The organism is Rhodococcus sp. NCIMB 12038, assembly GCF_002165735.1.
Classification (GTDB): domain Bacteria; phylum Actinomycetota; class Actinomycetes; order Mycobacteriales; family Mycobacteriaceae; genus Rhodococcus_F.
The window spans coordinates 14,003-35,712 of sequence record NZ_NHML01000031.1 but is presented as its reverse complement, the minus strand read 5'-3'; the positions used below and the strand labels follow the sequence as shown (position 1 = coordinate 35,712).

The 21,710-nt window shown below is 68.3% G+C and carries 18 protein-coding genes and 2 tRNA genes; 13 read left to right on the top strand and 7 right to left on the bottom strand.

The genetic code is table 11. The features are described from left to right. The first annotated feature begins 37 nt into the window (after positions 1–37). From CA951_RS33765 to CA951_RS33755, 3 genes are read left to right on the top strand one after another with little or no spacing between them, the layout of a single operon-like run. Positions 38–4,939, top strand: a complete 4,902-nt coding sequence (locus CA951_RS33765; RefSeq protein WP_087561021.1) for an NAD-glutamate dehydrogenase — start codon at positions 38–40, stop codon at positions 4,937–4,939. Beyond that, positions 4,936–5,361 carry a thioesterase family protein gene (locus CA951_RS33760; RefSeq protein ID WP_012688334.1) on the top strand — a complete coding sequence of 142 codons (426 nt, stop codon included), beginning with the start codon at positions 4,936–4,938 and terminating at the stop codon, positions 5,359–5,361. The genes CA951_RS33765 and CA951_RS33760 overlap by 4 nt, the downstream gene beginning before the upstream one ends. Further along, complete coding sequence (locus CA951_RS33755) at positions 5,354–6,040, top strand: hypothetical protein (protein WP_087561020.1); 687 nt, start codon at positions 5,354–5,356, stop codon at positions 6,038–6,040. Before CA951_RS33760 ends, CA951_RS33755 begins: the two co-directional genes overlap by 8 nt. Before the next feature lie 28 nt (positions 6,041–6,068). Here the strand turns inward: CA951_RS33755 and CA951_RS33750 are convergent, their stop codons facing one another. Both CA951_RS33750 and CA951_RS33745 read right to left on the bottom strand, forming a co-directional pair. After that, a complete protein-coding gene (locus CA951_RS33750) occupies positions 6,069–7,664 on the bottom strand; it encodes a glycoside hydrolase family 13 protein (RefSeq protein WP_087561019.1) in 1,596 nt (531 codons plus the stop codon). 67 nt (positions 7,665–7,731) lie between these two features. Further along, positions 7,732–8,127: a globin gene (locus tag CA951_RS33745; protein WP_087561080.1), complete on the bottom strand. Its 396-nt coding sequence runs from the start codon at positions 8,125–8,127 to the stop codon at positions 7,732–7,734. 140 nt (positions 8,128–8,267) lie between these two features. On the opposite strand from CA951_RS33745, the gene CA951_RS33740 reads away from it, so the two are divergent. The 4 genes from CA951_RS33740 (at position 8,268) to dinB (ending at position 11,093) form a co-directional block, all read left to right on the top strand. Continuing rightward, positions 8,268–8,939: an HNH endonuclease gene (locus CA951_RS33740; protein WP_179220415.1), complete on the top strand. Its 672-nt coding sequence runs from the start codon at positions 8,268–8,270 to the stop codon at positions 8,937–8,939. Positions 8,940–9,014: 75 nt separating this feature from the next. Then, a complete protein-coding gene (locus CA951_RS33735) occupies positions 9,015–9,275 on the top strand; it encodes a hypothetical protein (RefSeq protein WP_012688329.1) in 261 nt (86 codons plus the stop codon). Next, positions 9,262–9,738, top strand: a complete 477-nt coding sequence (locus CA951_RS33730; protein ID WP_087561017.1) for a DUF5130 domain-containing protein — start codon at positions 9,262–9,264, stop codon at positions 9,736–9,738. The genes CA951_RS33735 and CA951_RS33730 overlap by 14 nt, the downstream gene beginning before the upstream one ends. A 128-nt stretch (positions 9,739–9,866) precedes the next feature. Beyond that, a complete protein-coding gene (gene dinB, locus CA951_RS33725) occupies positions 9,867–11,093 on the top strand; it encodes a DNA polymerase IV (protein WP_087561016.1) in 1,227 nt (408 codons plus the stop codon). A gap of 21 nt (positions 11,094–11,114) precedes the next feature. Here dinB and pepN read toward each other — a convergent pair whose 3' ends face one another. Together pepN and CA951_RS33715 are read right to left on the bottom strand one after the other, a co-directional pair. Beyond that, on the bottom strand, positions 11,115–13,694 hold the full coding sequence (gene pepN / locus CA951_RS33720; RefSeq protein ID WP_087561015.1) for an aminopeptidase N: 2,580 nt from the start codon (positions 13,692–13,694) through the stop codon (positions 11,115–11,117). A gap of 72 nt (positions 13,695–13,766) precedes the next feature. Then, positions 13,767–15,002: an NAD(P)/FAD-dependent oxidoreductase gene (locus tag CA951_RS33715; protein ID WP_087561014.1), complete on the bottom strand. Its 1,236-nt coding sequence runs from the start codon at positions 15,000–15,002 to the stop codon at positions 13,767–13,769. A gap of 100 nt (positions 15,003–15,102) precedes the next feature. On the opposite strand from CA951_RS33715, the gene CA951_RS33710 reads away from it, so the two are divergent. Then, positions 15,103–15,759 carry a DsbA family protein gene (locus CA951_RS33710; protein ID WP_373414756.1) on the top strand — a complete coding sequence of 219 codons (657 nt, stop codon included), beginning with the start codon at positions 15,103–15,105 and terminating at the stop codon, positions 15,757–15,759. Between the two features lie 12 nt (positions 15,760–15,771). Here CA951_RS33710 and CA951_RS33705 read toward each other — a convergent pair whose 3' ends face one another. Next, the gene (locus tag CA951_RS33705; protein ID WP_087561013.1) at positions 15,772–16,746 is read right to left on the bottom strand and encodes a M48 family metallopeptidase; all 975 of its coding nucleotides are present in this window, start codon (positions 16,744–16,746) and stop codon (positions 15,772–15,774) included. Between the two features lie 67 nt (positions 16,747–16,813). Here CA951_RS33705 and CA951_RS33700 point away from each other — a divergent pair, with 67 nt between their 5' ends. Beyond that, positions 16,814–17,287, top strand: coding sequence for a ribose-5-phosphate isomerase (locus CA951_RS33700; RefSeq protein ID WP_005248193.1), 474 nt, complete (start codon positions 16,814–16,816; stop codon positions 17,285–17,287). A gap of 6 nt (positions 17,288–17,293) precedes the next feature. Then, positions 17,294–18,091, top strand: coding sequence for an Fpg/Nei family DNA glycosylase (locus CA951_RS33695; RefSeq protein ID WP_087561012.1), 798 nt, complete (start codon positions 17,294–17,296; stop codon positions 18,089–18,091). 8 nt (positions 18,092–18,099) lie between these two features. Here CA951_RS33695 and CA951_RS33690 read toward each other — a convergent pair whose 3' ends face one another. Beyond that, on the bottom strand, positions 18,100–18,927 hold the full coding sequence (locus CA951_RS33690; protein WP_087561011.1) for a hypothetical protein: 828 nt from the start codon (positions 18,925–18,927) through the stop codon (positions 18,100–18,102). A 243-nt stretch (positions 18,928–19,170) separates the two neighbouring features. Beyond that, positions 19,171–19,244 (bottom strand) — tRNA-Gly (locus CA951_RS33685). Between the two features lie 139 nt (positions 19,245–19,383). On the opposite strand from CA951_RS33685, the gene CA951_RS33680 reads away from it, so the two are divergent. From CA951_RS33680 to CA951_RS33670, 3 genes are all read left to right on the top strand, one after another. Then, a tRNA-Pro gene (locus CA951_RS33680) sits at positions 19,384–19,460 on the top strand. A gap of 62 nt (positions 19,461–19,522) precedes the next feature. Next, positions 19,523–20,917, top strand: a complete 1,395-nt coding sequence (tig, locus tag CA951_RS33675; protein ID WP_087561010.1) for a trigger factor — start codon at positions 19,523–19,525, stop codon at positions 20,915–20,917. A gap of 184 nt (positions 20,918–21,101) precedes the next feature. Beyond that, complete coding sequence (locus tag CA951_RS33670; RefSeq protein ID WP_011594411.1) at positions 21,102–21,689, top strand: ATP-dependent Clp protease proteolytic subunit; 588 nt, start codon at positions 21,102–21,104, stop codon at positions 21,687–21,689. Positions 21,690–21,710: the final 21 nt, after the last annotated feature.

Genomic DNA, 21,710 nt, shown 5'->3' with positions numbered 1-21,710 from the left:
GCCCGCGGCGATCGGAACGAAGAGGAAGTGAGCCCCGATGACGGAATCGGCAGCACTGAAAGATGCGGAGTGGGCGCGGAATTTGCCCGAAGGTCTCCGGTCTCAGGTGCCGACTCTCGCAGCCGTGTACTTCCGGCACGTCGATCGCGGTGACAGCGAGAGCGCCGTCAACGGCGCTTCCGACGCCGTGCTCGGCGCGCATCTGACGCTGGCCCTGCATCGGCCCCCGGAGCGCGCGATCACCCGGGTCTACCGGCCGGGAGACGGGCGCGAACTCGGTGCGTCCCTGCAGATCGTCACGGACGACATGCCGCTGCTCGTCGAATCGATCACCGCACTGCTGAACCGGCTCGGCATCGGGATCAGCGAGTTCGTGCACCCGATCGTGTCGGTGCAGCGTGATCCGATCGGCGCATTGCGCGGAATCCTCATGGGAGACAAGGCCAAGGATGCCGACGAGGACGGTATGTCCGAGTCGTGGATCCACGTCCAACTCGATCCGCGTGCCGACTCCGCGGTGCTCGACACGCTCGAGAAGGAGGTCGGCACCGTCCTGGCCGACGTGCGCCAGGTGGTACGGGACACCGACATCATGCGCAAGCTCGAGCGGACGCTGGCCGACGAACTCGAGGCGTCAGCACCCTGTCCCGGTGTGTCGAAGAACGACCTGGAGGACTGCGCCGACCTGCTGCGGTGGATGTCGCAGGGCAACTACGCGGCGCTCGGGTACCGTCGTTTCGAACTGGGGGAGCCGGACGATTCCGGCGCCCGGAGCCTGCAGGTGGTGCCGGGCAGTGGTCTCGGACTGCTGCGCTCCGACACGGTCACCGAGGGCCCGCTGAGTCTGCCGCCGGCCGCCGAGATCCCCGACCGACCCCTGCTCGTGCTCACGCAGGGCTCGTTCCCCGCGACCGTGCACCGCTCGGTCTACCCGTTCTTCGTCGGTGTGAGCATCCTCGACGCGAACGGCAACATCACCGGTGAGCACCGCTTCCTCGGCGTCTTCACCGTCACGGCGCTGCACGAGAACGTCCTCGACATTCCGGTGATCGCTCGCCGGGTACGCAAGGTGATCGACCGGGCGGGGTTCCAGCTGAACTCGTATTCGGGGCAGGCGATGCTGGAGGTCATCCAGTCGTTCCCGCGCACCGAACTGTTCTCGAGTGACGCGGACACCCTGTTCGACACGGTGACGGCCGTGCACAGCATCGGGCTCAGGCGCCAGGTGCGCCTGTTCGTGCGCGAGGACTTTCTCGGACGGTTCGTCTCCTGCCTGATCTACCTGCCCCGGGATCGGTACACCACCCGGGTCCGGCTCGCCATGCAGGACATCCTGCTGCGGGAATTCGGCGGCGGCACTTTGGAATACACCGCACGCGTCACGGAGTCCGACCTGGCGTTGCTGCACGTGACGATCCGCAAGAACATCGAACACAGGGGGTCGCTGCTCGACCTGTCGGACGCCGACCGCGAACGGGTCCAGGCGATGCTGGCCGAGGCGAGCCGCAGCTGGGACGATCACCTCGGGGACCTGTTGCCGGTCACCGCCGGTGTGGATCCCATTCTGGCGCAGCGTTATGCCGACGTGCTGCCCGAGGGGTACAAGGAGGATTTCGACGCCACCCGGGCGTTGTCGGATCTCGCGAGGCTGGAGGCGCTCGAAGGCGGCTCCATCGACCTGCTGCTGTACCGCGACCGTGGGGCGGAGGTCGGGCACTGGCGGTTCACCCTGTATGTGGGCGGCGACGGTATTTCGCTGAGCCAGGTGCTTCCGGTGCTGCAGAGCCTGGGCGTGGAGGTCCTTGACGAACGCCCCTACCAGATTCCGCGGCCCGACGGGTTGACGTGCTGGATCTACGATTTCGGGTTGTCGGTGCCCGCTGAGTTGCTCCGCTCCTCGGTGGAGGACGACCTCGATGCCGAACTCGCCGCCGAGGAGGCGTCCGCGGCCGAACCGAAGCTTCAGGAACGGTTCACGGAGGCGTTCACCGCGGTCTGGTTCGGGCGGGCGGAGGCCGACCGCTTCAACGAGCTGATCCTGCGGGCGGGAGTGTCGTGGCGGCAGGCCGTGATCCTGCGTGCGTACGCAAAGTATTTGCGCCAGGCGGGTTTTCCGTACAGTCAGTTCCACATCGAGGGGGTTGCGCTGGCCAATCCCCGGTCGGCGTACACGCTCGTCGAACTGTTCGAGGCGATGTTCGACCCGGAGGCGCCCTCACCCGACCTGGTGGCCGAACTCGACACCCGTCTGCGGGAGTACATCGACTCCGTGGTCAGCCTCGACGCCGACCGCATCCTGCGCGGTCTGTTCGGGCTGATCAAGTCGACGCTGCGCACCAACTACTTCGTAGTAGGCGAGACCGGGGAGCCGCCGGCTCATCTGTCGATCAAGCTCGATCCGACCTCGATCCAGGAACTGCCGAAGCCCCGGCCGAAGTACGAGATCTTCGTGTACTCACCCGACGTCGAAGGTGTGCACCTGCGGTTCGGGTCCGTCGCCCGCGGCGGGTTGCGCTGGTCCGACCGGCGTGAGGACTTCCGCACCGAGATTCTGGGGTTGGCGAAGGCGCAGGCCGTGAAGAACGCGGTGATCGTCCCGGTCGGGGCGAAGGGCGGGTTCGTCGTCAAGAATCCGCCGACACCGTCGGGGGACGCGGCGGCCGACCGCGCGGCGGCGCTCGAGGCGGGCCAGGACTGCTACCGCACGTTCATCTGCGGTCTCCTGGACCTCACCGACAACGTCGATCACGTGTCGGGGGAGATCGTGCCTCCTGCCCGGGTGGTGCGGCGGGACGGTGACGACCGGTATCTCGTCGTGGCCGCGGACAAGGGCACCGCGAAGTTCTCCGACCTCGCCAATTCGGTTGCGGAGCAGTACAACTTCTGGCTCGGCGACGCGTTCGCGTCCGGTGGGTCGGCCGGGTACGACCACAAGGGGATGGGCATCACCGCCCGCGGCGCCTGGGAGAGCGTGAAACGCCACTTCCGGGAGATGGGGGTCGACACCCAGGCCGAGGACTTCACCACGGTCGGTGTCGGCGACATGAGCGGCGACGTGTTCGGGAACGGCATGCTGCTGAGCAGGCACATCCGGCTGGTGGCGGCATTCGACCACCGGCACATCTTCCTCGACCCCGATCCCGACGCCGCCACGTCGTTCGAGGAGCGATCCCGGATGTTCGCGCTGCCCCGGTCGTCGTGGGCCGACTACGACACCGGCCTCATCAGTGCGGGCGGCGGAGTGTGGGACCGGACCCGCAAGTCGGTCCCGATCAGCGCGGCCGCGCGTGCCGCCCTCGGACTCGACGACACCGTCACCGAACTGTCCCCACCGGAACTGGTCCGGGCGATCCTGTGTGCCCCGGTGGATCTGCTGTGGAACGGCGGCATCGGCACGTATGTCAAGGCGTCCACCGAGACCAACGCGATGGTGGGCGACAAGAGCAACGACTCCGTGCGCGTCGACGGCAACGAGGTGCGGGCCAGGGTGGTCGGCGAGGGCGGCAACCTGGGGGTGACGGCACTCGGCCGCATCGAGTACAGCCAGAACGGTGGCCGGATCAACACCGACGCCATCGACAACTCGGCGGGCGTCGACTGCTCCGATCACGAGGTGAACATCAAGATCCTGCTGGACTCGCTGGTGAGCGGCGGCGGGTTGCCTCGGGAGGACCGCAATCCGCTGCTGGCGTCGATGACCGACGAGGTGGCCCACCTCGTTCTCGCGAACAACATCGCCCAGAACAACCTCCTCGGTGTCTCCCGGACCAGCGCGGTCCCCATGCTGAGCGTGCACCGCCGTCAGATCGAGCACCTGGCGTCCCGCCGCGGTCTCGACCGCAAACTCGAGGCCCTGCCCACCGAGGAGGAGATCGCCCGTCGCAGGCAGGCCGGGCAGGGGCTGACGTCCCCGGAACTCGCGACTCTCACCGCCCACGTGAAGCTTGCGCTGAAGGACGACCTCCTCGCGACGGACCTGCCGGACAGCGAGACGTTCGCGCCGCGGCTGCCGCGGTACTTCCCGACGGTGCTGCGGAAGCAGTTCCGCACGGCGATCAAGGCGCATCCCCTGCGCAGGCAGATCGTGGCGACGATGCTCGCGAACGAGACGATCGACAACGGCGGAATCACCTTCGCGTACCGGTTGGCGGACGAGGCGGGTGCGAGCAGCACCGACGCCATCCGCGCGTATGCGGCGGTGACCGAGATCTTCGCCCTGCCCGACCTGTGGTCGCGGATCCGGTCGGCGAACATCGCCGCGGACATCGAGGACGACCTGATTCTCGAGTCGGGCCGGCTTCTGGACCGGGCGTCGCGCTGGTTGCTGACCAATCGGCCCCAGCCCCTCGCGGTGGGTGCCGAGATCGCCCGCTACTCCGCCGACTTCCGGGCCCTCTCGCCGAAGGTGCCGCAACTCGTGCGGGGGCATCAGCTCACCGACGTGGAGACGCGGGTGCGGCCGCTCGTCGTCCGCGGAGCGCCCGAAGACCTGGCCTTCGAGGTGTTCCGGCTCCTCGACAAGTTCTGCCTGCTCGACATCATCGACATCGCCGACATCGCCGAGCGCGACATCGACGAGGTCGCCGAGCTGTACTACGAGCTCGACGCACACCTCGGCATCGACTGGCTGCTCAGCGCGGTGTCCACCCTCGCGCGTGGCGACCGGTGGCATTCGCTGGCCCGTCTCGCGTTGCGCGACGACCTCTACAGTTCGCTGCGCCAGCTCACGATGGAAGTGCTGCTCGGTGGCGAACCTCACGAGACGCCGCAGGAGAAGATCGACGACTGGGAGTCGACGAACGCGTCCCGGCTGGCCAGGGCGAGGTCCGCTCTCACCGAGATTTTCGAGTCTGGGACCCTTGACCTCGCGACGCTCTCGGTGGCGGCGCGTCAGGTACGCAGCATGGTGCGCGGTATGGGCACCCGATCGGAGGTATGACGTTGAGCGAGGGCTTTCACGCGGAGGTCGAAGTTCGATGGTCGGACATGGACGTCTTCCAGCACATCAACCACGCTCGGATGGTGACGCTGCTGGAGGAGGCGCGGATTCCCTGGCTGTTCGAGGACGACCGGCCCACGGTCACATTGCGTGACGGCGCGGTCATCGCCGACCTGCACGTGCGCTACCGCGGGCAGCTCCGGCACAGCGATTCACCGCTCGACGTCCTGATGTGGGTCGAGAAGGTTCGCGCCGTCGATTTCACGATCAACTACGAGGTCCGCCCGAAGGGTGTCGACGTGTCGGTCGCGCCGTCCATCATCGCGTCGACGCAGATCGCGGCGTTCGACATCGACACCCAGCGGCTCCGCAGGATCACCGACGTCGAGCGCGGTTACCTGGAGAGCTGGCAGCGTGCATGAGCGCGTCCTGTCGATCCCGGACGCGACGGAGCGCGGCGATCTCGCCACCTTCCTGACCCGGGTGGTCCGGTTGGAGGAGGCGACGGTGGTCCGCCTCCGTCAACGCGGACCCGGCCGCCTGACGGTTTGGGCGGCAACCGGTTTCGACGCGCTCGCGGTGCGCACGATCGCGGGGACGATCACCCCGGACGACACGTCGGCTGCCGGCGACCAACTGCTCGCCGCGCTCGAAGCGGCGACCGCCGCCGACATCGATCCGGGGTTCTCGATGGATTCGGCGTGGCGGGGCGCCCTGCCTCCGACGGAGGGGTTCGTCCACGTCGACGACGTCCCGGCGCGCGTCTTGGTCGATCTCGCACAGCGCGGTGCGGCGCTGGCGCAGGAGCACGGCAGCAGCCACGGTCCGCCCGCGTCACTGCTCGACCAGGAGGTGCTGCGGGTGGAGGGCGCGGAGCAGTCCGTCGGCATCCCGATGCGGGTGGTGTTCGCGCTCACCGCGATGGGGTTCGTCCCGCACGCCGGCTCGGATCGGTTGACCGCCGACATCGACCTCGAACGCATCGACGCCTCGGAACTGGTCCGGGTGCGCGCCACCGCGTCGTGGCTGCGGGTGGACGCCCGGTTCGGGTCGATCTACCGGCACCGTGGTGGGGGGATTCCGCTGTCGGTGGCGCGGTAGCCCCGCGCCGCAACCGGGGGAGCGTGGCTCAGATGAGCCACGCAGCCGCGTTCGGCGGAAGCTGTCCCTCGACGAGCGGCGCGCTGCTGAGCAGCACCTCACCGGGCGGCAGCGAGATCGGCGCCTCGGTGGCGTTCAGGGCGCAGATCAGACCACCGCGCCTGCGGAAGGCGAAGCAGCCCTCGGGACTGCCGTACCAGTCGACTCCGGGACCGGAGAACTCCGGACGGAACGAACGCAGTTCGAGTGCCGCCCGGTACAGCGAGAGTGTCGACGTCACGTCCTCGAGTTGCGCCTCGACGGTCAGCGGGGCCCACTCGACCGGCATCGGCAGCCAGGGCTCGCCCGTGCTGAACCCGAACGGCGGTTCGGTGCCCTCCCACGGAACGGGCACCCGGCATCCGTCGCGGCCGCGTTCGGCGTGACCGGACCGCTCCCACACCGGGTCGTGCAACGCGGAATCGGGCAGGTCGACGTTGGGCAGGCCGAGTTCGGCGCCGTTGTACAGGAACGCCGCACCCGGCAGCGCCAGTTCGACGAGGATCATGGCCCGGGCGCGTGCGGTGCCGATCTCGCCGCCGCCGTACCGGGTGACCTCCCGTTCGACGTCGTGATTCGACAGGGCCCAGGTGGGGGTTCCGCCGACCTGGTCGACGGCGGTCAGGGAGTTCTCGATCGCCTCCCGGACCGTCTCCGCCGAGAACGCGGCCTCCGCCAGCCGGAAGTTGAACCCGAGGTGCAGTTCGTCGGGCCGGATGTACTCGCCGAAGCGTTCGTTGTCGCGGACCCAGATCTCCCCGACGGCCACCGTTCCCGGGTACTCGTCGAGGACCTTGCGGATGCCGCGGTGGATGTCGTGGACCGCGGGGTTGTCGAACCGCGGGTCGTCGTCCGAGTTGTGCAGCAGTTCGTTGGCGGACCAGTCGTGATCCGGCAGGCCTTCCGGCTTCGCCATGCCGTGCGCGACGTCGATGCGGAATCCGTCGACGCCCCGGTCGAGCCAGAACCGCAGCGTCTTCGTGAGATCCTCGACGACCTCCGGGTTGTCCCAGTTCAGGTCGGGCTGCTCCGCCGCGAAGATGTGCAGGTACCACTGGCCGGGTGTGCCGTCGGCCTCGGTGATCCGCGTCCACGCCGGACCGCCGAAGATGCTCGGCCAGTTGTTCGGCGGCTCCGCGCCGTCCTCGCCACGGCCGTCGCGGAAGATGTACCGGTTCCGTTCCGGACTGCCCGGCGGCGACGCCACGGCGGCACGGAACCAGTCGTGCTCGACGCTGGTGTGATTGGGCACCAGGTCCATCGTCACCTTGATCTGGCGCGCGTGCGCCGCCTCGATCAGCTCGTCCATGACCTCGAGATCGCCGAACAGTGGGTCGATGTCGCGCGGATCGGACACGTCGTAGCCGTGATCGGCCATCGGGGAACGCATGACCGGGCTCAGCCAGAGGGCGTCGACACCGAGCAGTTCGAGGTAGCCGAGTTTGTCCCGCACTCCCTGGAGATCGCCGACACCGTCACCGTTCGCGTCGGCGAACGAGCGGGGATAGATCTGGTAGAAGACGGCGTCGGACCACCAGGGTGCCGGCTGTGTGTCGTCGGCGGGCGTTTCGGCGGGAGTGCTCACAATCGCCCATCGTGCCAAACGATCGTCCCCGCCACGACTCGACCGGCGTAATCGGCGCGCGGCGGTTTCAGAAGGCGGAGTTCACCATCGACGCCGCGGCCATGTCCATGTACTCCCTCAGAGCCTTGCGGTGCGCGTCGTCGAGGGTCCCGGAGTCGATCGACGCGATCGCCGTGTGCATGCACCGGAGCCACGCGTCGCGCTCGATCGGGCCGATCTTGAACGGATGGTGACGCATCCGCAGTCGCGGATGGCCACGCTCGTCCGAATAGCTGTGCGGTCCGCCCCAGTACTGCTCGAGGAACATCCGCATCCGGCGCTCGGCCGGACCCAGGTCTTCCTCGGGATAGAGGGGCCGCACGATGTCGTCCTTGGCGACTTCCTCGTAGAAGCGCGCGGTGAGCTTGCGGAACGTCTCCGCTCCGCCCACCGCCTCATAGAAGGTCTGCTGCACGTCAGTCATGGCGTCTTCCATTGTGCACGTGCGGGCGCGAACGGTCTTCGTCACCGTCTGTTCACCGAATGTCCTGCATTTTTGTCGGAAATGGGCGTGCGCACGCAGGCAATTCATGGTGCACTTGGTGGCAATCTCCCGGAGGTCGCATGAAGAATCGACACAGCGCCCGCGCGCACCGACAACTCGTGCCCACTGATGCCCGGAGTGCCGGGGTTTCAGGGGCGTTTGCTTTACAAGTGATCACCGAAGGCTCCGCGCACAGCGCCGAGCCTTCTTTCCCGGGCGAGAATGCGGTTCCGCTCTGGATCAAGCGCCGGGTGCTTCTGCTGAACGTCACCTACGAGCCGCTCACCGCCCTTCCTGCCCGCCGTGCCGTGGTGTTGATGACCTGCGGTAAGGCCGACACCGTCCACGAGGATCCCCAGGCCCCGGTCGTCCACTCCGAGCAGTGGTCCGTCCAGGTGCCGTCCGTGATCCGCCTCCGCAACTACGTCCGCGTCCCGTACCGCGCGCGCGTCCCGATGACCCGCGCAGCGCTCATGCACCGCGACCGGTTCCGCTGCGGCTACTGCGGGTCCAAGGCCGAGACGGTCGACCACGTGGTTCCCCGCAGTCGTGGCGGCGAGCATTCGTGGGAGAACTGCGTCGCCTGCTGCGCGCCCTGCAACCATCGCAAGGCGGACAAGTTGCTGAGCGAACTCGGCTGGACGCTCCGGGCCTCACTGGTGCCGCCGTCGGGCCCGCACTGGCGACTGCTGGCGTCGACGAAGGACCTGCACCCGTCGTGGATGCCCTACCTCGGTGAAGGCGCCGCCTGAGCGTTCCGCGCGACCGCTCCGCGAAGTTCGGCCCTGACGCTTCCCTTCGCACGGTTCTGGGCTACCGTTTGCGGTGTGAGCATTCTCGAGACAGTGCTGATATTCGTAGGAATTCCGGCGTTGATCACCGCCTTCTTCGCGGCGATGTCGTTCGTCGGCAAGAAGACGCCGGGCCCCGTGCCGCCCGCGTTCCACCTCGGCGAGGAATGGACGCATGCGCCGGTGCTGTGGAGCGCCGTCGACGAGGTGACCACGCACGGTCATCACGGCGGACACCACGGCGCGCACGCCGGTTCGGAAGACCTGATTGGAGGCTCGGCAAGTGGCAAGTGGTGACCTGATCCCCGCGACCGTATCCGCGGACAATCTGCCCGTCGGCAGCGTCGTGACCGCCAGCGGTCGCATCTCGGGCGTGCACCGCGTCGGTGAGCCCTTCACCGACGACCTGCCGTTCACGACGGACGAACTCGTCCGCCTCGACGATGCCCTCACCGAAGGCACCCGCAAGACGAAGGTGCGCTTCAACGCGTACATCGGCGACCTCGGCGAGAACACCGCGGCCGGCGCCGATGCGCTCTTCCCGACGACCCCCGAGGCGGAACGGTCCGTCCTCATCGCGGTCTCGCCCAACCAGCGGACGGTCGAGATCCGCAGCGGCCGGGCCGTGGCCAACCGGGTCACCGACCGGGTTGCCCAGCTCGGGGCGACGGCGGCGGTGTCGTCGTTCGGCGACGGAGACCTCATCGACGGTCTCGTCAGTGCCATCCGCGTGATGAGCGCGGCGATCGCCTCGCCGTAGATCCGCACAGATCGGCGTCCGCACGGCCCGTCACCGTTCAGTCCTCCTGAACCGGGACGGGCCGTCGGTGTCTCGGCGACCGAGGGGCCGAACCGCGCTCGACTTCTGTCGGTGGTCGATGCGAACATATGTTCGTGTCCGTTTCGCCGCGCCCCCGCATCTCGAGTGGCGCCGAGGCGACCATCCTGCACGCCGACCTCGACGCGTTCTACGCCTCGGTGGAGCAACGGGACGACCCCTCACTGCGGGGTCGTCCGGTGATCGTCGGCGGAGGAGTCGTGCTGGCCGCGAGCTACGAGGCGAAGGCGTACGGGGTGCGCACGGCGAGTAGCGGCGCCCAGGCCTTGCGGCTGTGCCCGCACGCGGTCGTCGTGCGCCCGCGGATGTCGGCGTACGCCGCCGCGAGCAAGGCGGTGTTCGAGGTCTTCGGACACACGACACCGCTGGTCGAGGGTCTCTCGATCGACGAGGCGTTCCTCGACGTCGCGGGTCTGCGCAAGATCGCGGGCGCACCGGTCGACATCGCGGCGCGACTGCGCCGCGATGTGCGCGAGCAGGTGGGTCTGCCGATCACCGTCGGCGTCGCGAGAACGAAGTTCCTCGCCAAGGTCGCCAGCGCGGTCGGCAAGCCCGACGGACTGCTGCACGTGCCGCCGGACGGGGAGATCGAGTTCCTCCACCCGCTGCCGGTCGAACGGCTGTGGGGAGTCGGGGCGGTGACGTCGCGCAAGCTCCGCGACGCCGGGATCGCGACCGTCGGCCAGTTGGCCCACTATCCAGAGGAGTTGCTCGTGTCCATCGTCGGACCGGCGGCGGGCCACCACCTCCACGCGCTCGCCTGGGCGCGCGATCCCCGTCCCGTGCAGGTGGGGCGTAGACGGAGGTCCGTCGGCGCCCAGCACGCCCTGGGGCGCAGACCGACGTCGCGGGAGGACGTGGACGCCGCCCTGGTGACACTGGTCGACCGGGTGGCGGGCCGGCTGCGCCGCGGCAAGCGGGTGGGGCGCACGGTGGTGCTGCGGCTGCGGTTCGACGACTTCACCCGGGTCACCCGATCGCACACCCTGGCGCAACCGTCGGCGCAGACGCAGACGCTCCTCACCACGGCCCGGGGCCTGCTCGGCAACGCGATGCCGATGATCGAGAGCAAGGGCATCACCCTCGTCGGTGTCGCGGTGGCCAACCTCGAGGACGACTGCCCGCAGCAACTGGCGCTGCCGTTCGATCCGTACACAAGCAGCACGCTCGACACCACGCTCGACAGCCTCCGCGACCGATTCGGCTCCGCGGCGGTTACCCGCGCGGTTCTGCTGGGCCGGGATCAGGGGGTGAGTGTGCCGATCCTGCCGGACTAGTCCGGCAGGATCGGCCACCGATCAGCTCGCGTCGAACTTCCGGGCCGTGAGCGACCGGACGATTCCCGCGCGGCCCTCGACCACCAGGCGGCGCAGAGCCGGCGGACGGTCGCCGGCCAGGAACTCGTCGGCTGCCGCGACGGACTCCTCGCTGATCGACCACGACGGGTAGAGGCCCACCACCACGGTCTGTGCGACCTCGCTCGAACGCCGCTCCCACACCGCGGGAATGTCCGCGAAGTAGCGGGCCACGTAAGGCTCGAGAATGTCGGACTGACCGTGACCGGCGAACGCGCCGATGATCGCGCGGGCGGTGATGTTCGGCACGGAATCGTCGCCGACCACCCGGTTCCAGGCCTGTTCCTTCACCGCGGCCTGCGGGCGGACGGTGGCGGCGGCGGCGGCGTTGCGGGCCCCTGCCGCGGTCGGGTCGCGTTCGGCTTCGGCGTCGATGAACGGCGTCTCGATGCCGTCGGCGTCGATCTCACCGGCCCCGGCGAGGGCCGTGACGAGACGCCAGCGCAGATCCGTGTCGACGACGAGCCCCGGCAGCCCGACCGTTTCCGGTGCCGCGTCGAGCAGTTCCTGCAGGACCTCGGTGTGCCACGGCGACAGCTGCGCACCCGCCAGCGCGTTGACGAACGCCAGCTGGTGATCCGAACCGGCCTCGGCCTCCCGCGCCAGCTCGAGGAGGCGGTTCGCGAAGTCGGGCCAGCCGTGTTCCTTGGACCACCCGGGTTCGGCGTAGCTGTGCAGCGCGGTCTGGGCCTGCATCAGCAGTCGCTGGACCACGCCGACCTCGGTTTCGGCGCCGATGCCGCGCTGCACGAGCGCGACGAAGTCCCGCGCCTTGAGTTCGGCCTGCCGCGTCATCTCCCACGCCGCCGACCACACCAGGGTGCGGGGGAGCGGCTCCTCGATGTCGCCGATCCGCTCGATGGCGGTGGCCAGCGAGTCGGGGTCGAGGCGCAGCGAGCAGTACGTGAGGTCGTCGTCGTTGACGAGGATCAGCTGACCGCGTTCGACACCGACGAGTTCGGTCACGTCGGTGCGTTCGGTGGCGTCGACGTCGAGTTCCACCCGTTTCGTGCGCACCAGCTTGCCGTCCCGGTCGTCGTACACGCCGACCGCGATGCGGTGCACCCGTTGCTCACCGGCACCCGGTGCGGCGCCGGACTGCAGCACGGTGAACCGGGTGAACTTGCCGTCCGCGTCGACGTCGAATTCGGGACGCAGGATGTTGAGCCCAGTCGTCTTGAGCCACTGGGTGCCCCAGTCGGACAGGTCGCGGCCCGAGGACTTCTCGAGCGCGCCGAGGAGGTCGTCGAACGTGGCGTTGTCGAAGGCGTGGTCGCGGAAGTAGTCCCGCAGACCGGACAGGAAGGGGTCGAGTCCGACGTACGCGACGAGTTGCTTGAGGACGGACGCACCCTTCGCGTACGTGATGCCGTCGAAGTTCACCTCGACCGCCGCGAGGTCCGGGATGTCGGCGGCGATGGGGTGGGTGGACGGCAGCTGATCCTGCCGATAGGCCCAGGACTTCTCGACGTTGGCGAACGTGGTCCAGGCGTTGGTGTATTCGGTGGCCTCGCTCTGGCAGAGCACGGAGGCGAACGTCGCGAAGGACTCGTTGAGCCACAGGTCGTCCCACCAGCGCATGGTGACGAGGTCGCCGAACCACATGTGCGCCATCTCGTGCAGCACGGTCTCGGCGCGCCGCTCGTACGACGCCCGCGTCACCTTGGACCGGAAGACGTAGTCCTCGAGGAACGTGACGGCGCCGGCGTTCTCCATTGCGCCCGCGTTGAATTCGGGGACGAACAGCTGGTCGTACTTCCCGAACGCGTAGGGGGTGCCGAAGTTGCGGTGGTAGAAGTCGAAGCCCTGCTTGGTTTCCGTGAACAGGCGCTCGGCGTCCATGTGCTCGCCGAGGGAGGCGCGGCAGTAGATCGCGAGGGGGATGTCGCCGTGCTCGTCGGAGTAGTTGTCGGTCCACTCCGCGTACGGGCCCGCGATCAGCGCGACGAGGTAGGTGCTCATCTTCGGGGTGGTGCGGAAGATGTGCCTGCCGGGTTCGGCCGTCACCGTCTCGACGGTCGCGGAGTTGGAGATCACCTTCCAGTCGGCGGGGGACGTGACGTGCACGTCGAACGTCGCCTTCAGGTCGGGCTGGTCGAAGCAGGCGAACATCCGCTTGGCGTCGGCCGTCTCGAACTGCGAGTACAGGTAGACGGCGTCGTCGGTGGGGTCCACGAAGCGGTGCAGACCTTCACCGGTGTGCGAGTACGCGCAGTCCGCCTCGACCACCAGTTCATTGCGTTCCACGAGACCGGTGAGCGTGATGCCGGTGGACTCGTCGTAATCCGCGACGTCGACGGGGGAGCCGTTCAGCGTGGCCGAATGCACACGCGCAGCGACGATGTCGACGAACGTGGACGCGCCGGGGGTGGCCCCGAACGTGACGGTGGTCCGCGAGGAGAACGTCTCGACTCCGGGTTGACCTGTCCCGTCGGTGAGGTCGAGTTCGATCAGGTAGTTGTCGACGGTCAGCAGTCCGGCTCGTTCGGCTGCCTGTTCGCGGGTCAGGTTCGGTGGGGCCACAGAGGTCTCCTCGTGATCGGCGGCGGTGCTCTAACTCGATGCTGCCATCCCATCACGAGTGGGCCGGGGGTGTTAACCGGACAGGTCGGTCAGCGGCACCGCGGGGTCGGCCAGCCGGTCGGGATCGACCGGGGCGGTCGAGGACACCAGTTGTTTGATCTGATCGGTGGCGTCCCAGATGTTGACGTTCATGCCTGCGAGGACGTGGTTGTCCGCGTCCAGCCAGAACGCGAGGAACTCGCGTCCGGGAAGGTTGCCGCGCACCACGACCCGCTCGTATCCGTCGGACGGGGCGTACCCGGTGTACTCCATGCCCAGGTCGAACTGGTCGGTGAAGAAGTACGGCAGCCGCGTGTATTCGGCCTTCTGGCCGAGCATCGTCGCCGCGGCGACCGCCGGCTGGTTGAGGGCGTTCGCCCAGTGCTCGACCCGGATCCGGGTGCCGAGTTGCGGATGCAGTTGCGCCGCGATGTCGCCGACCGCGACGACGTCGGGGTCGCTGGTCTGCAATCCGGCGTCGACGAGAACCCCGCCGTCGACGTCGAGCCCGGCCCGTTCGGCGATCTCGATGTTGGGCGCGGCGCCGACGGCGACGAGGACCGCGTCGGCGGGCAGGACCGTCCCGTCGCCGAGCCGCACACCGGTGGCCTTGCCGTCGTCGACGACGATCTGATCGACCGTGGCACCGAGGTGCAGCTGAACGCCGTGTTCGCGGTGCAGTTCCGCGAACACCGTGCCCATCTCGGGGCCGAGCGAGCCGAGGAGCGGAAGTTCGGCGGCTTCCACCACCGTCACGTCGGCGCCCTTCTCCCGGGCGGACGCTCCCACTTCGAGACCGATCCAGCCTGCGCCGATCACGACGAGGCGCTTGCCGCCGCCGACCGCGGCGATCAACCGGTCCGACTCGTCGATGGTGCGCAGGTAGTGGACGCCCTCCGCGTCGGAACCGGTGATCGGTGGGCGACGCGACCGCGAACCCGTGGCCAGCGCGAGCTTATCGTACCCGAGCGTGGAACCGTCCGGCAGCGTCACCGTGTGGGCGCCGAGGTCGAGGGCGGTGGCGGTGGTGCCGTACCGCAGGTCCACGTGATGGTCGCGGTACCAGTCGCCGTGGTGGACGGTGAAGTCGCCGAGAGCCTTCTTTCCGGCGAAGTGTTCCTTCGAGAGCGGAGGCCGCTCGTAGGGGAGGTGTTCCTCCTCCGAGAGGAGAATGATCAATCCGTCGAAATCCTTGTCACGCAATGCTTCTGCCGTTTTCGCTCCGGCGAGGCCACCGCCGACGACGACGAACGTGCGAGTGGAGGACATGTGAGGATGCTCCCTTCGGGTCGACCACTTCCGACCCTACTGCCGCCGGCGGGGTCTCCGGGAAGGATTCCCGGCAGGGAGGTGTTGACTGAACCGGATCGTGTACATCACCGAGAAGGAGCAACACGTGAGCGCTGGGACGAACACCGGTACTGCCAAGGACGTCGCCGACTTCTGGTTCGACCCGTTGTGCCCGTGGTGCTGGATCACGTCGCGATGGATTCTCGAGGCCGCCGAGGTGCGGGACCTCGAGGCGAACTTCCACGTCATGAGCCTGGCCGTCCTCAACGAGGGCCGGGATCTGCCGGACGAATACCGCGAACTCATGACCCGGGCGTGGGGGCCGGTGCGTGTGCTGATCGCGGCTGCGCAGAAGCACGGCGACGAGATCCTGCTGCCGCTGTACACCGCGATGGGCACGCTCATCCACAACGAGGGCAACAAGGACGTCGACGACGTGATCGTGAAGTCGCTCGCCGAGGTCGGTCTGCCCGCCGAACTGGCCGAGGCCGCCGGATCGGACGAGTACGACGCCGCGCTGCGCGAGAGCCACGCCGCGGGCATGGACGCCGTCGGACCGGACGTCGGAACCCCGACCATCCACGTCAACGGTGTCGCCTTCTTCGGCCCCGTGCTGTCGCGGATTCCGCGCGGCGAGGACGCGGGCAAGGTGTGGGACGGCGCGGTCGCGCTCGCCGGCTACCCGCACTTCTTCGAACTCAAGCGCACCCGCACCGAGGACCCTCAGTTCGACTGAGTCCCGTCCCGGTCACCGAGTGACGGGCCCGGCCGGATCGCCCGCGTACTGCAATTGCAGCGGATCGCGGTAGATCTGGCCGGGTTTGACGAACAGGTGACCGTGCCGGGTCCGGTTCCGCAGGGCCGCGGCGCGCCAGGTGAGCACCGGATGGCCCGACAGCAGATTCACGAACCACGGGAAGAACCCGTTTTCGGTGGTGGCCCGGTCGGCGAGTTCGTCGAATCCGACGACGCTCACCAGATACTTGCCCGCGCCGAGCACGCCCATCGCGCCGCGGGCGCCCTGCGGCCGCACGCAGTAGCCGTGGTTGTCGGCGGTGTATTCCATCGACCGGAACAGGGCGGACCCGACGACGGGAATGTAGTTGGCGGCGAACTGTCCCAGTTGCCGCCAGTACGAGGCGTGGCCGGCGGCGATGTGCCCGACCTCGTGGCCGATGATGAAGGCGAGGGCGTCGGGCTCGCGGGCCTCGCCGCCGATCTCGAACAGATCGCTGTACACGACGACGAAGCGGCGGAAGCCGTGCCCGGACGCGAACGCGTTGATCCGGCCGTTCCCGAGGACGACATACGCGTCGGGCGGCTCGGCCATCCCGAACCGTGCGGCCGCTTCCGCCACCATCCGGTAGCCGTCGGGGAACTGGGTGGGCGTCATCTTGATCCCGTTCACCTGCTGCGAGCCGTACAGCTGGCCGCGGCCGACGGCAATGAGGATCGGCGCGACCAACACGATGAGCACCCAGGTGGACACCACCCCCAGGAACAGCGCCGCGATCGCCGCCACGTAGGCGACGACGGTGAGCACGACCGCGGCCACGAGCAGCGGGATCTCCCACGAGTGCCGGGCCGGTCGGTCGTTCGGCATGAGGCCCGGCAACGGGGCCGGGGGATTCCATCCCGTCCCGCCGCCCCACTGCTGCTGCGCGGGAGCCTGCCGATGTCCCGGATACGCCTGTCCCCAGTTCTGTCCGTTGTCGGGATACATGCTGATCACGATAAGCGTCCCGGGGCCCCGACACGATTCGCGCGGACGCCTGACAGAATCACCAGTCATGCGCGTATACCTGGGTGCCGACCATGCCGGATTCGAACGTAAGAACGAGATCATCGAACATCTGAAGGCCGCGGGCCACGAGACCGTCGACTGCGGCGCTCACGTCTACGACGCCCTCGACGACTACCCCGCCTTCTGCATCGAGACGGCACGTCGTGTCGTCGCCGACGAGGGCAGCCTCGGCATCGTGCTCGGCGGCAGTGGCAACGGCGAGCAGATCGCGGCGAACAAGGTGAAGGGTGCGCGTTGCGCCCTCGCGTGGAGCGTCGAGACCGCGCAGCTCGCCCGCCAGCACAACAACGCCCAGCTGATCGGACTCGGCGGGCGCATGCACTCGCTCGAGGAGTCCCTCGCGATCGTGGACGCGTTCCTCGCCGCCGAGTGGTCGAACGAGGAGCGTCACCAGCGCCGTATCGACATCCTGTCCGAGTTCGAGAAGACCGGTGTCGCCCCGGCCCTGCCCGAGGCCTGATCGTCCTTGCCTGAAGGTCACACCCTGCACCGGCTGGCCCGGCTACATCAGCGCCGGTTCGCCGGTGCGCCGGTGCGGGTGCTGAGCCCGCAGGGCAGATTCTCCGAGGACGCGGCCCTCGTCGACGGCCGCGTCCTCGTCAAGTCCGAGGCCTGGGGTAAACACCTGTGGCACCACTACGAGTCCGGGCTGGTCGTGCACGTCCACCTGGGCCTGTACGGAGCGTTCACGGAAGCGGCCGTTCCCATGGAACCGCCGGTCGGGCAGGTCCGGATGCGGATGGTCGGCGCCGACTTCGGCACCGACCTGCGCGGCCCGACGGCGTGTGAGGTTCTCCACCCGCCGCAGGTCGCGGCCATCGAGGCGCGACTCGGACCGGACCCGCTGCGCAAGGACGCCGACCCCGACAAGGCGTGGAAACGCATCTCGGCGTCGAAGACCCCGATCGGGGCGCTGCTCATGGATCAGGCCGTGATCGCGGGCGTCGGCAACGTGTACCGGGCGGAGGTCCTGTTCCGGCACGGGATCGACCCGGAGCGGCCCGGCCGCGGACTGTCGCGCGACGAGTGGGACGCGCTGTGGGCCGACCTCGTCGCCCTCATGAAGGTCGGTGTGCGACGCGGCAAGATGCACGTCGTCCGCCCCGAGGACGATCACGGCGATCCGGCGTACGCGAAGGACCGCCCCCGGACGTACGTCTACCGGCGGGCGGGATCGCCGTGCCGCGTCTGCGGCACCCCGGTGGCCCACTCGGTCATGAAGGGCCGCAACCTCTTCTGGTGCCCGACCTGCCAGCCGTCCTGACGGCCGCGTCAGAAGTCGAAACCGCCACCGAAGTCGAAGCCGCCACCGCCGTCCCCGCCGCCGAAGTCGAATCCGCCGCCGTCGCCGCCGGCGTCCCCGCCCATGTCGCCACCGTCGCCGCCGGCGTCCCCACCGGAGTCGCCGCCGTCGCCGGCATCTGCGCCCGCGTCACCGCCGCCGTCCTGCGACGCGTCGCCCGCGCCGCTCTCGAAGCCCTGCGCGTCGTATCCCACCCCGTCCATCCCGGAGAACATCGCCGAGAACAGGAACATCGAACCGAGGCCCCACGCGCCCGCGACGAGGGCGGGCTTCCACCACGGCTCCGAGTACCAGCCCGCGGGTACCGGGCGTCCCGCGACGCGACCGCCCGGGTAGTAGTTCGGTGTCCTCGACGACGGGTTCGGCGACGCGGCGACCTGCCTGCCCTCGAACTCGACCTCACGGTCCTCGGTGACCGCGCCCGCGGACTTCTGCCCGTCGATCGACGGGACGTCGGGGCCGGGGTCCATGCCCATGGCAGTCCGCGCGGCGCGGATGTAATAGAGGCCCTCGAGCGCCGTCTGCTTGGCGAGACGCGCCTGGACGGGGGTGGATGCCTGGTCGATCTGGGAGCCCGCCGCCGTGTAGCGCTCGGACGCGTCGGCCAGCGCCTGCTGTGAGGCGGTGTCGGACCCGGTGAGGCTGTACACCTGCCCGCCGAGTCGTTCGATGGCCTGGCGAGCGTCCGCCTTGGCGTCCTCGAGCTGGTTCGCGGTCTGCCCGGCGCGGTTGTTGCGGCTCCTCACCACCAGGAAGGCGACCGCCGCCACGATCACGAGAATGAGTAGCAGTTCCACGGTGGGCCTCCGGAGTTCTCGCGGACCGCCGGCTGCGGGGGCTGCGGCATCCGCGAGTAGGGGACAAATCGGACATCTCCCAGAGTACTGATCGAAATCCGGGTTACGCGCTGGGCGAACGGGCGCGGGAGCGAGGCCGACGTTCGCTCGATTGCCTGTGACGCATGTCATACCGAGGCGGATGTGCGCGACCGCCCGTGCGCAACAAAAAGGAGCGTTCCCTGGGGAGGGAACGCTCCTGTGTGGAGGGGATGACGGGAATCGAACCCGCGTAATCAGTTTGGAAGACTGAGGCTCTACCATTGAGCTACATCCCCGTGCATACGACAACCTGGGATCGCCATGCATGTCGTCTGCGATGAGTGACTGTACCCAACCTCGCTTTGGATTTCATAATCGGGGGGCCGTAGGATTCTTCCTCGGGTCCTCGCGAGGTTGGTGAGGGCCGGCTTCGACCGGGGTGTAGCGCAGCTTGGTAGCGCATCCGCTTTGGGAGCGGAGGGTCGCAGGTTCAAATCCTGTCACCCCGACCAGAACCACAGGGCAGGTAACTGCCGCACAGTAAAAGAGCACGACCACACGAAGGAGCCAGTCCGTGAAGAGCACCGTCGAGCAGCTCAGCCCGACGCGAGTCCGTATCAACGTTGAGGTGCCCTTCGAGGAGCTCAAGCCTGATTTCGACAAGGCCTACAAGGCCCTCGCGCAACAGATCCGTCTCCCCGGTTTCCGTCCGGGCAAGGCACCGGCCAAGTTGCTCGAAGCCCGTGTCGGTCGTGGCGCCGTCCTGGAGCAGGTCGTCAACGACGCACTCCCGTCCCGCTACTCCGAGGCCGTCACCAGCGCCTCGGTGAAGGCGATCGGTCAGCCCGAGATCGAGATCACGAAGATCGAGGACGGCGAGCTCCTGGAATTCACCGCCGAGGTCGACGTCCGTCCCGAGATCACGCTGCCCGACTACAGCGAACTGAGCGTCACCGTCGATCCGATCGAGATCACCGACGAGGCCGTCGAAGAGCAGCTGCTGTCGCTGCGTCAGCGTTTCGGCACCCTCACCGGTGTCGAGCGCGCGGTCGAGGACGGAGACTTCATCTCCATCGACCTGGCGGCCACCGTCGACGGTGAGGCCGTTCCCGAGGCCACCGCGAGCGGTCTGTCGCACGAGGTCGGTTCGGGTCAGCTCATCGAGGGCCTCGACGAGGCCGTCGTCGGCGTCAAGGCCGGCGAGTCCAAGGAGTTCACCTCGACGCTCGTCGCCGGTGACCACGCGGGCAAGGAAGCTGTCGTCACCGTCACCGTCGGCACCGTCAAGGAGCGCGAGCTGCCTGCCGAGGACGACGAGTTCGCTCAGCTGGCAAGCGAGTTCGACACGCTCGACGAGCTGAAGGCCGACCTCCGTGAGCGCGTCGGACGCGTCCGCAAGGTCGAGCAGGCCGGTCAGATCCGCGACAAGGTCCTGGAGACCCTGCTCGAGACCGTCGAGGTCCCGCTGCCCGAGGCCGTCGTCAAGGCCGAGGTCGACGCTGCGCTGCACGACGCCGTGCACGGACTCGACCACGACGAGGAAGCGCTGAACAAGCTCCTCGAGGAGCAGGGCACGAGCCGCGAAGAGTTCGACAAGGATGCCAAGGAGAGCGCCGAGCGCTCGGTGAAGACCCAGCTGCTGCTGGACGCCATCGCCGACGCCTCCGACGTCACCGTCGGCCAGGACGAGCTCACCGAGCGCATCCTGTTCCAGGCGCAGCGCTACGGCATGGCGCCGGAGCAGTTCATCCAGCAGATCCAGCAGGCCGGTCAGCTCGGCGCCGTCTTCGCGGACGTGCGTCGTGGCAAGGCTCTCGCCGGTGTCGTCGAGCAGGCCACCGTCACGGACACCTCGGGTGCTTCCGTCGACACCGCCGAACTGTTCGGCAACGGTGAGGCCGAAGCCGAAGAGGCCGCGTCCACGGACGAGGTCGCGTCGGATTCCGCCGAGGGCGAAGACCAGAAGTAATGCTGGTCGCGGGGTGTTTCCCTCGCGTTCGGCTGTGAGATGTTTTCCGCTTTGAGCGAAGTAGGGCGGCACCGGGACTCCGGTGCCGCCCTCCTTCGTTAGTGTCTGTGTCAGCAATCAACGATTTACGGAGAAGGCAGGTACCGTGACTTCCAATCACCTGGAGACTTTGCAGAGTCCCGCCATGACTTCAGCCACCGCTGGGTTGAACCTCAGCGACTCGGTGTACGAGCGCCTGCTGCGCGAGCGCATCATCTTCCTCGGTACCCAGGTCGACGACGACATCGCGAACAAGCTGTGCGCCCAGATCCTGCTGCTGTCGGCAGAAGATCCCAGCCGGGACATCTCCCTCTACATCAACTCGCCCGGCGGCTCGGTCAGCGCCGGTATGGCGATCTTCGACACGATGCAGTTCGCCGAGTGCGACGTCGCGACGTTCGGAATGGGTCTGGCCGCGTCGATGGGCCAGTTCCTGCTCTCCGCCGGGGCCAAGGGCAAGCGGTACGCCCTCCCGCACGCGCGGATCATGATGCACCAGCCGTCCGCCGGAATCGGTGGTACCGCCAGTGACATCGCGATCATGGCCGAGCAGTTCGCGCACACCAAGCGCGAAATGGCCGAGCTGATCGCCGAGCACACCGGTCAGACGGTCGAGCAGATCACCGCCGATTCGGATCGCGACCGCTGGTTCACCGCACAGCAGGCTCTCGAATACGGTTTCGTCGACCACGTCGTCTCCCGCGCGGCGCAGGCGGGCGGGACCGGGCAGTAGCAGCCCGGCTTCCTCACTGAC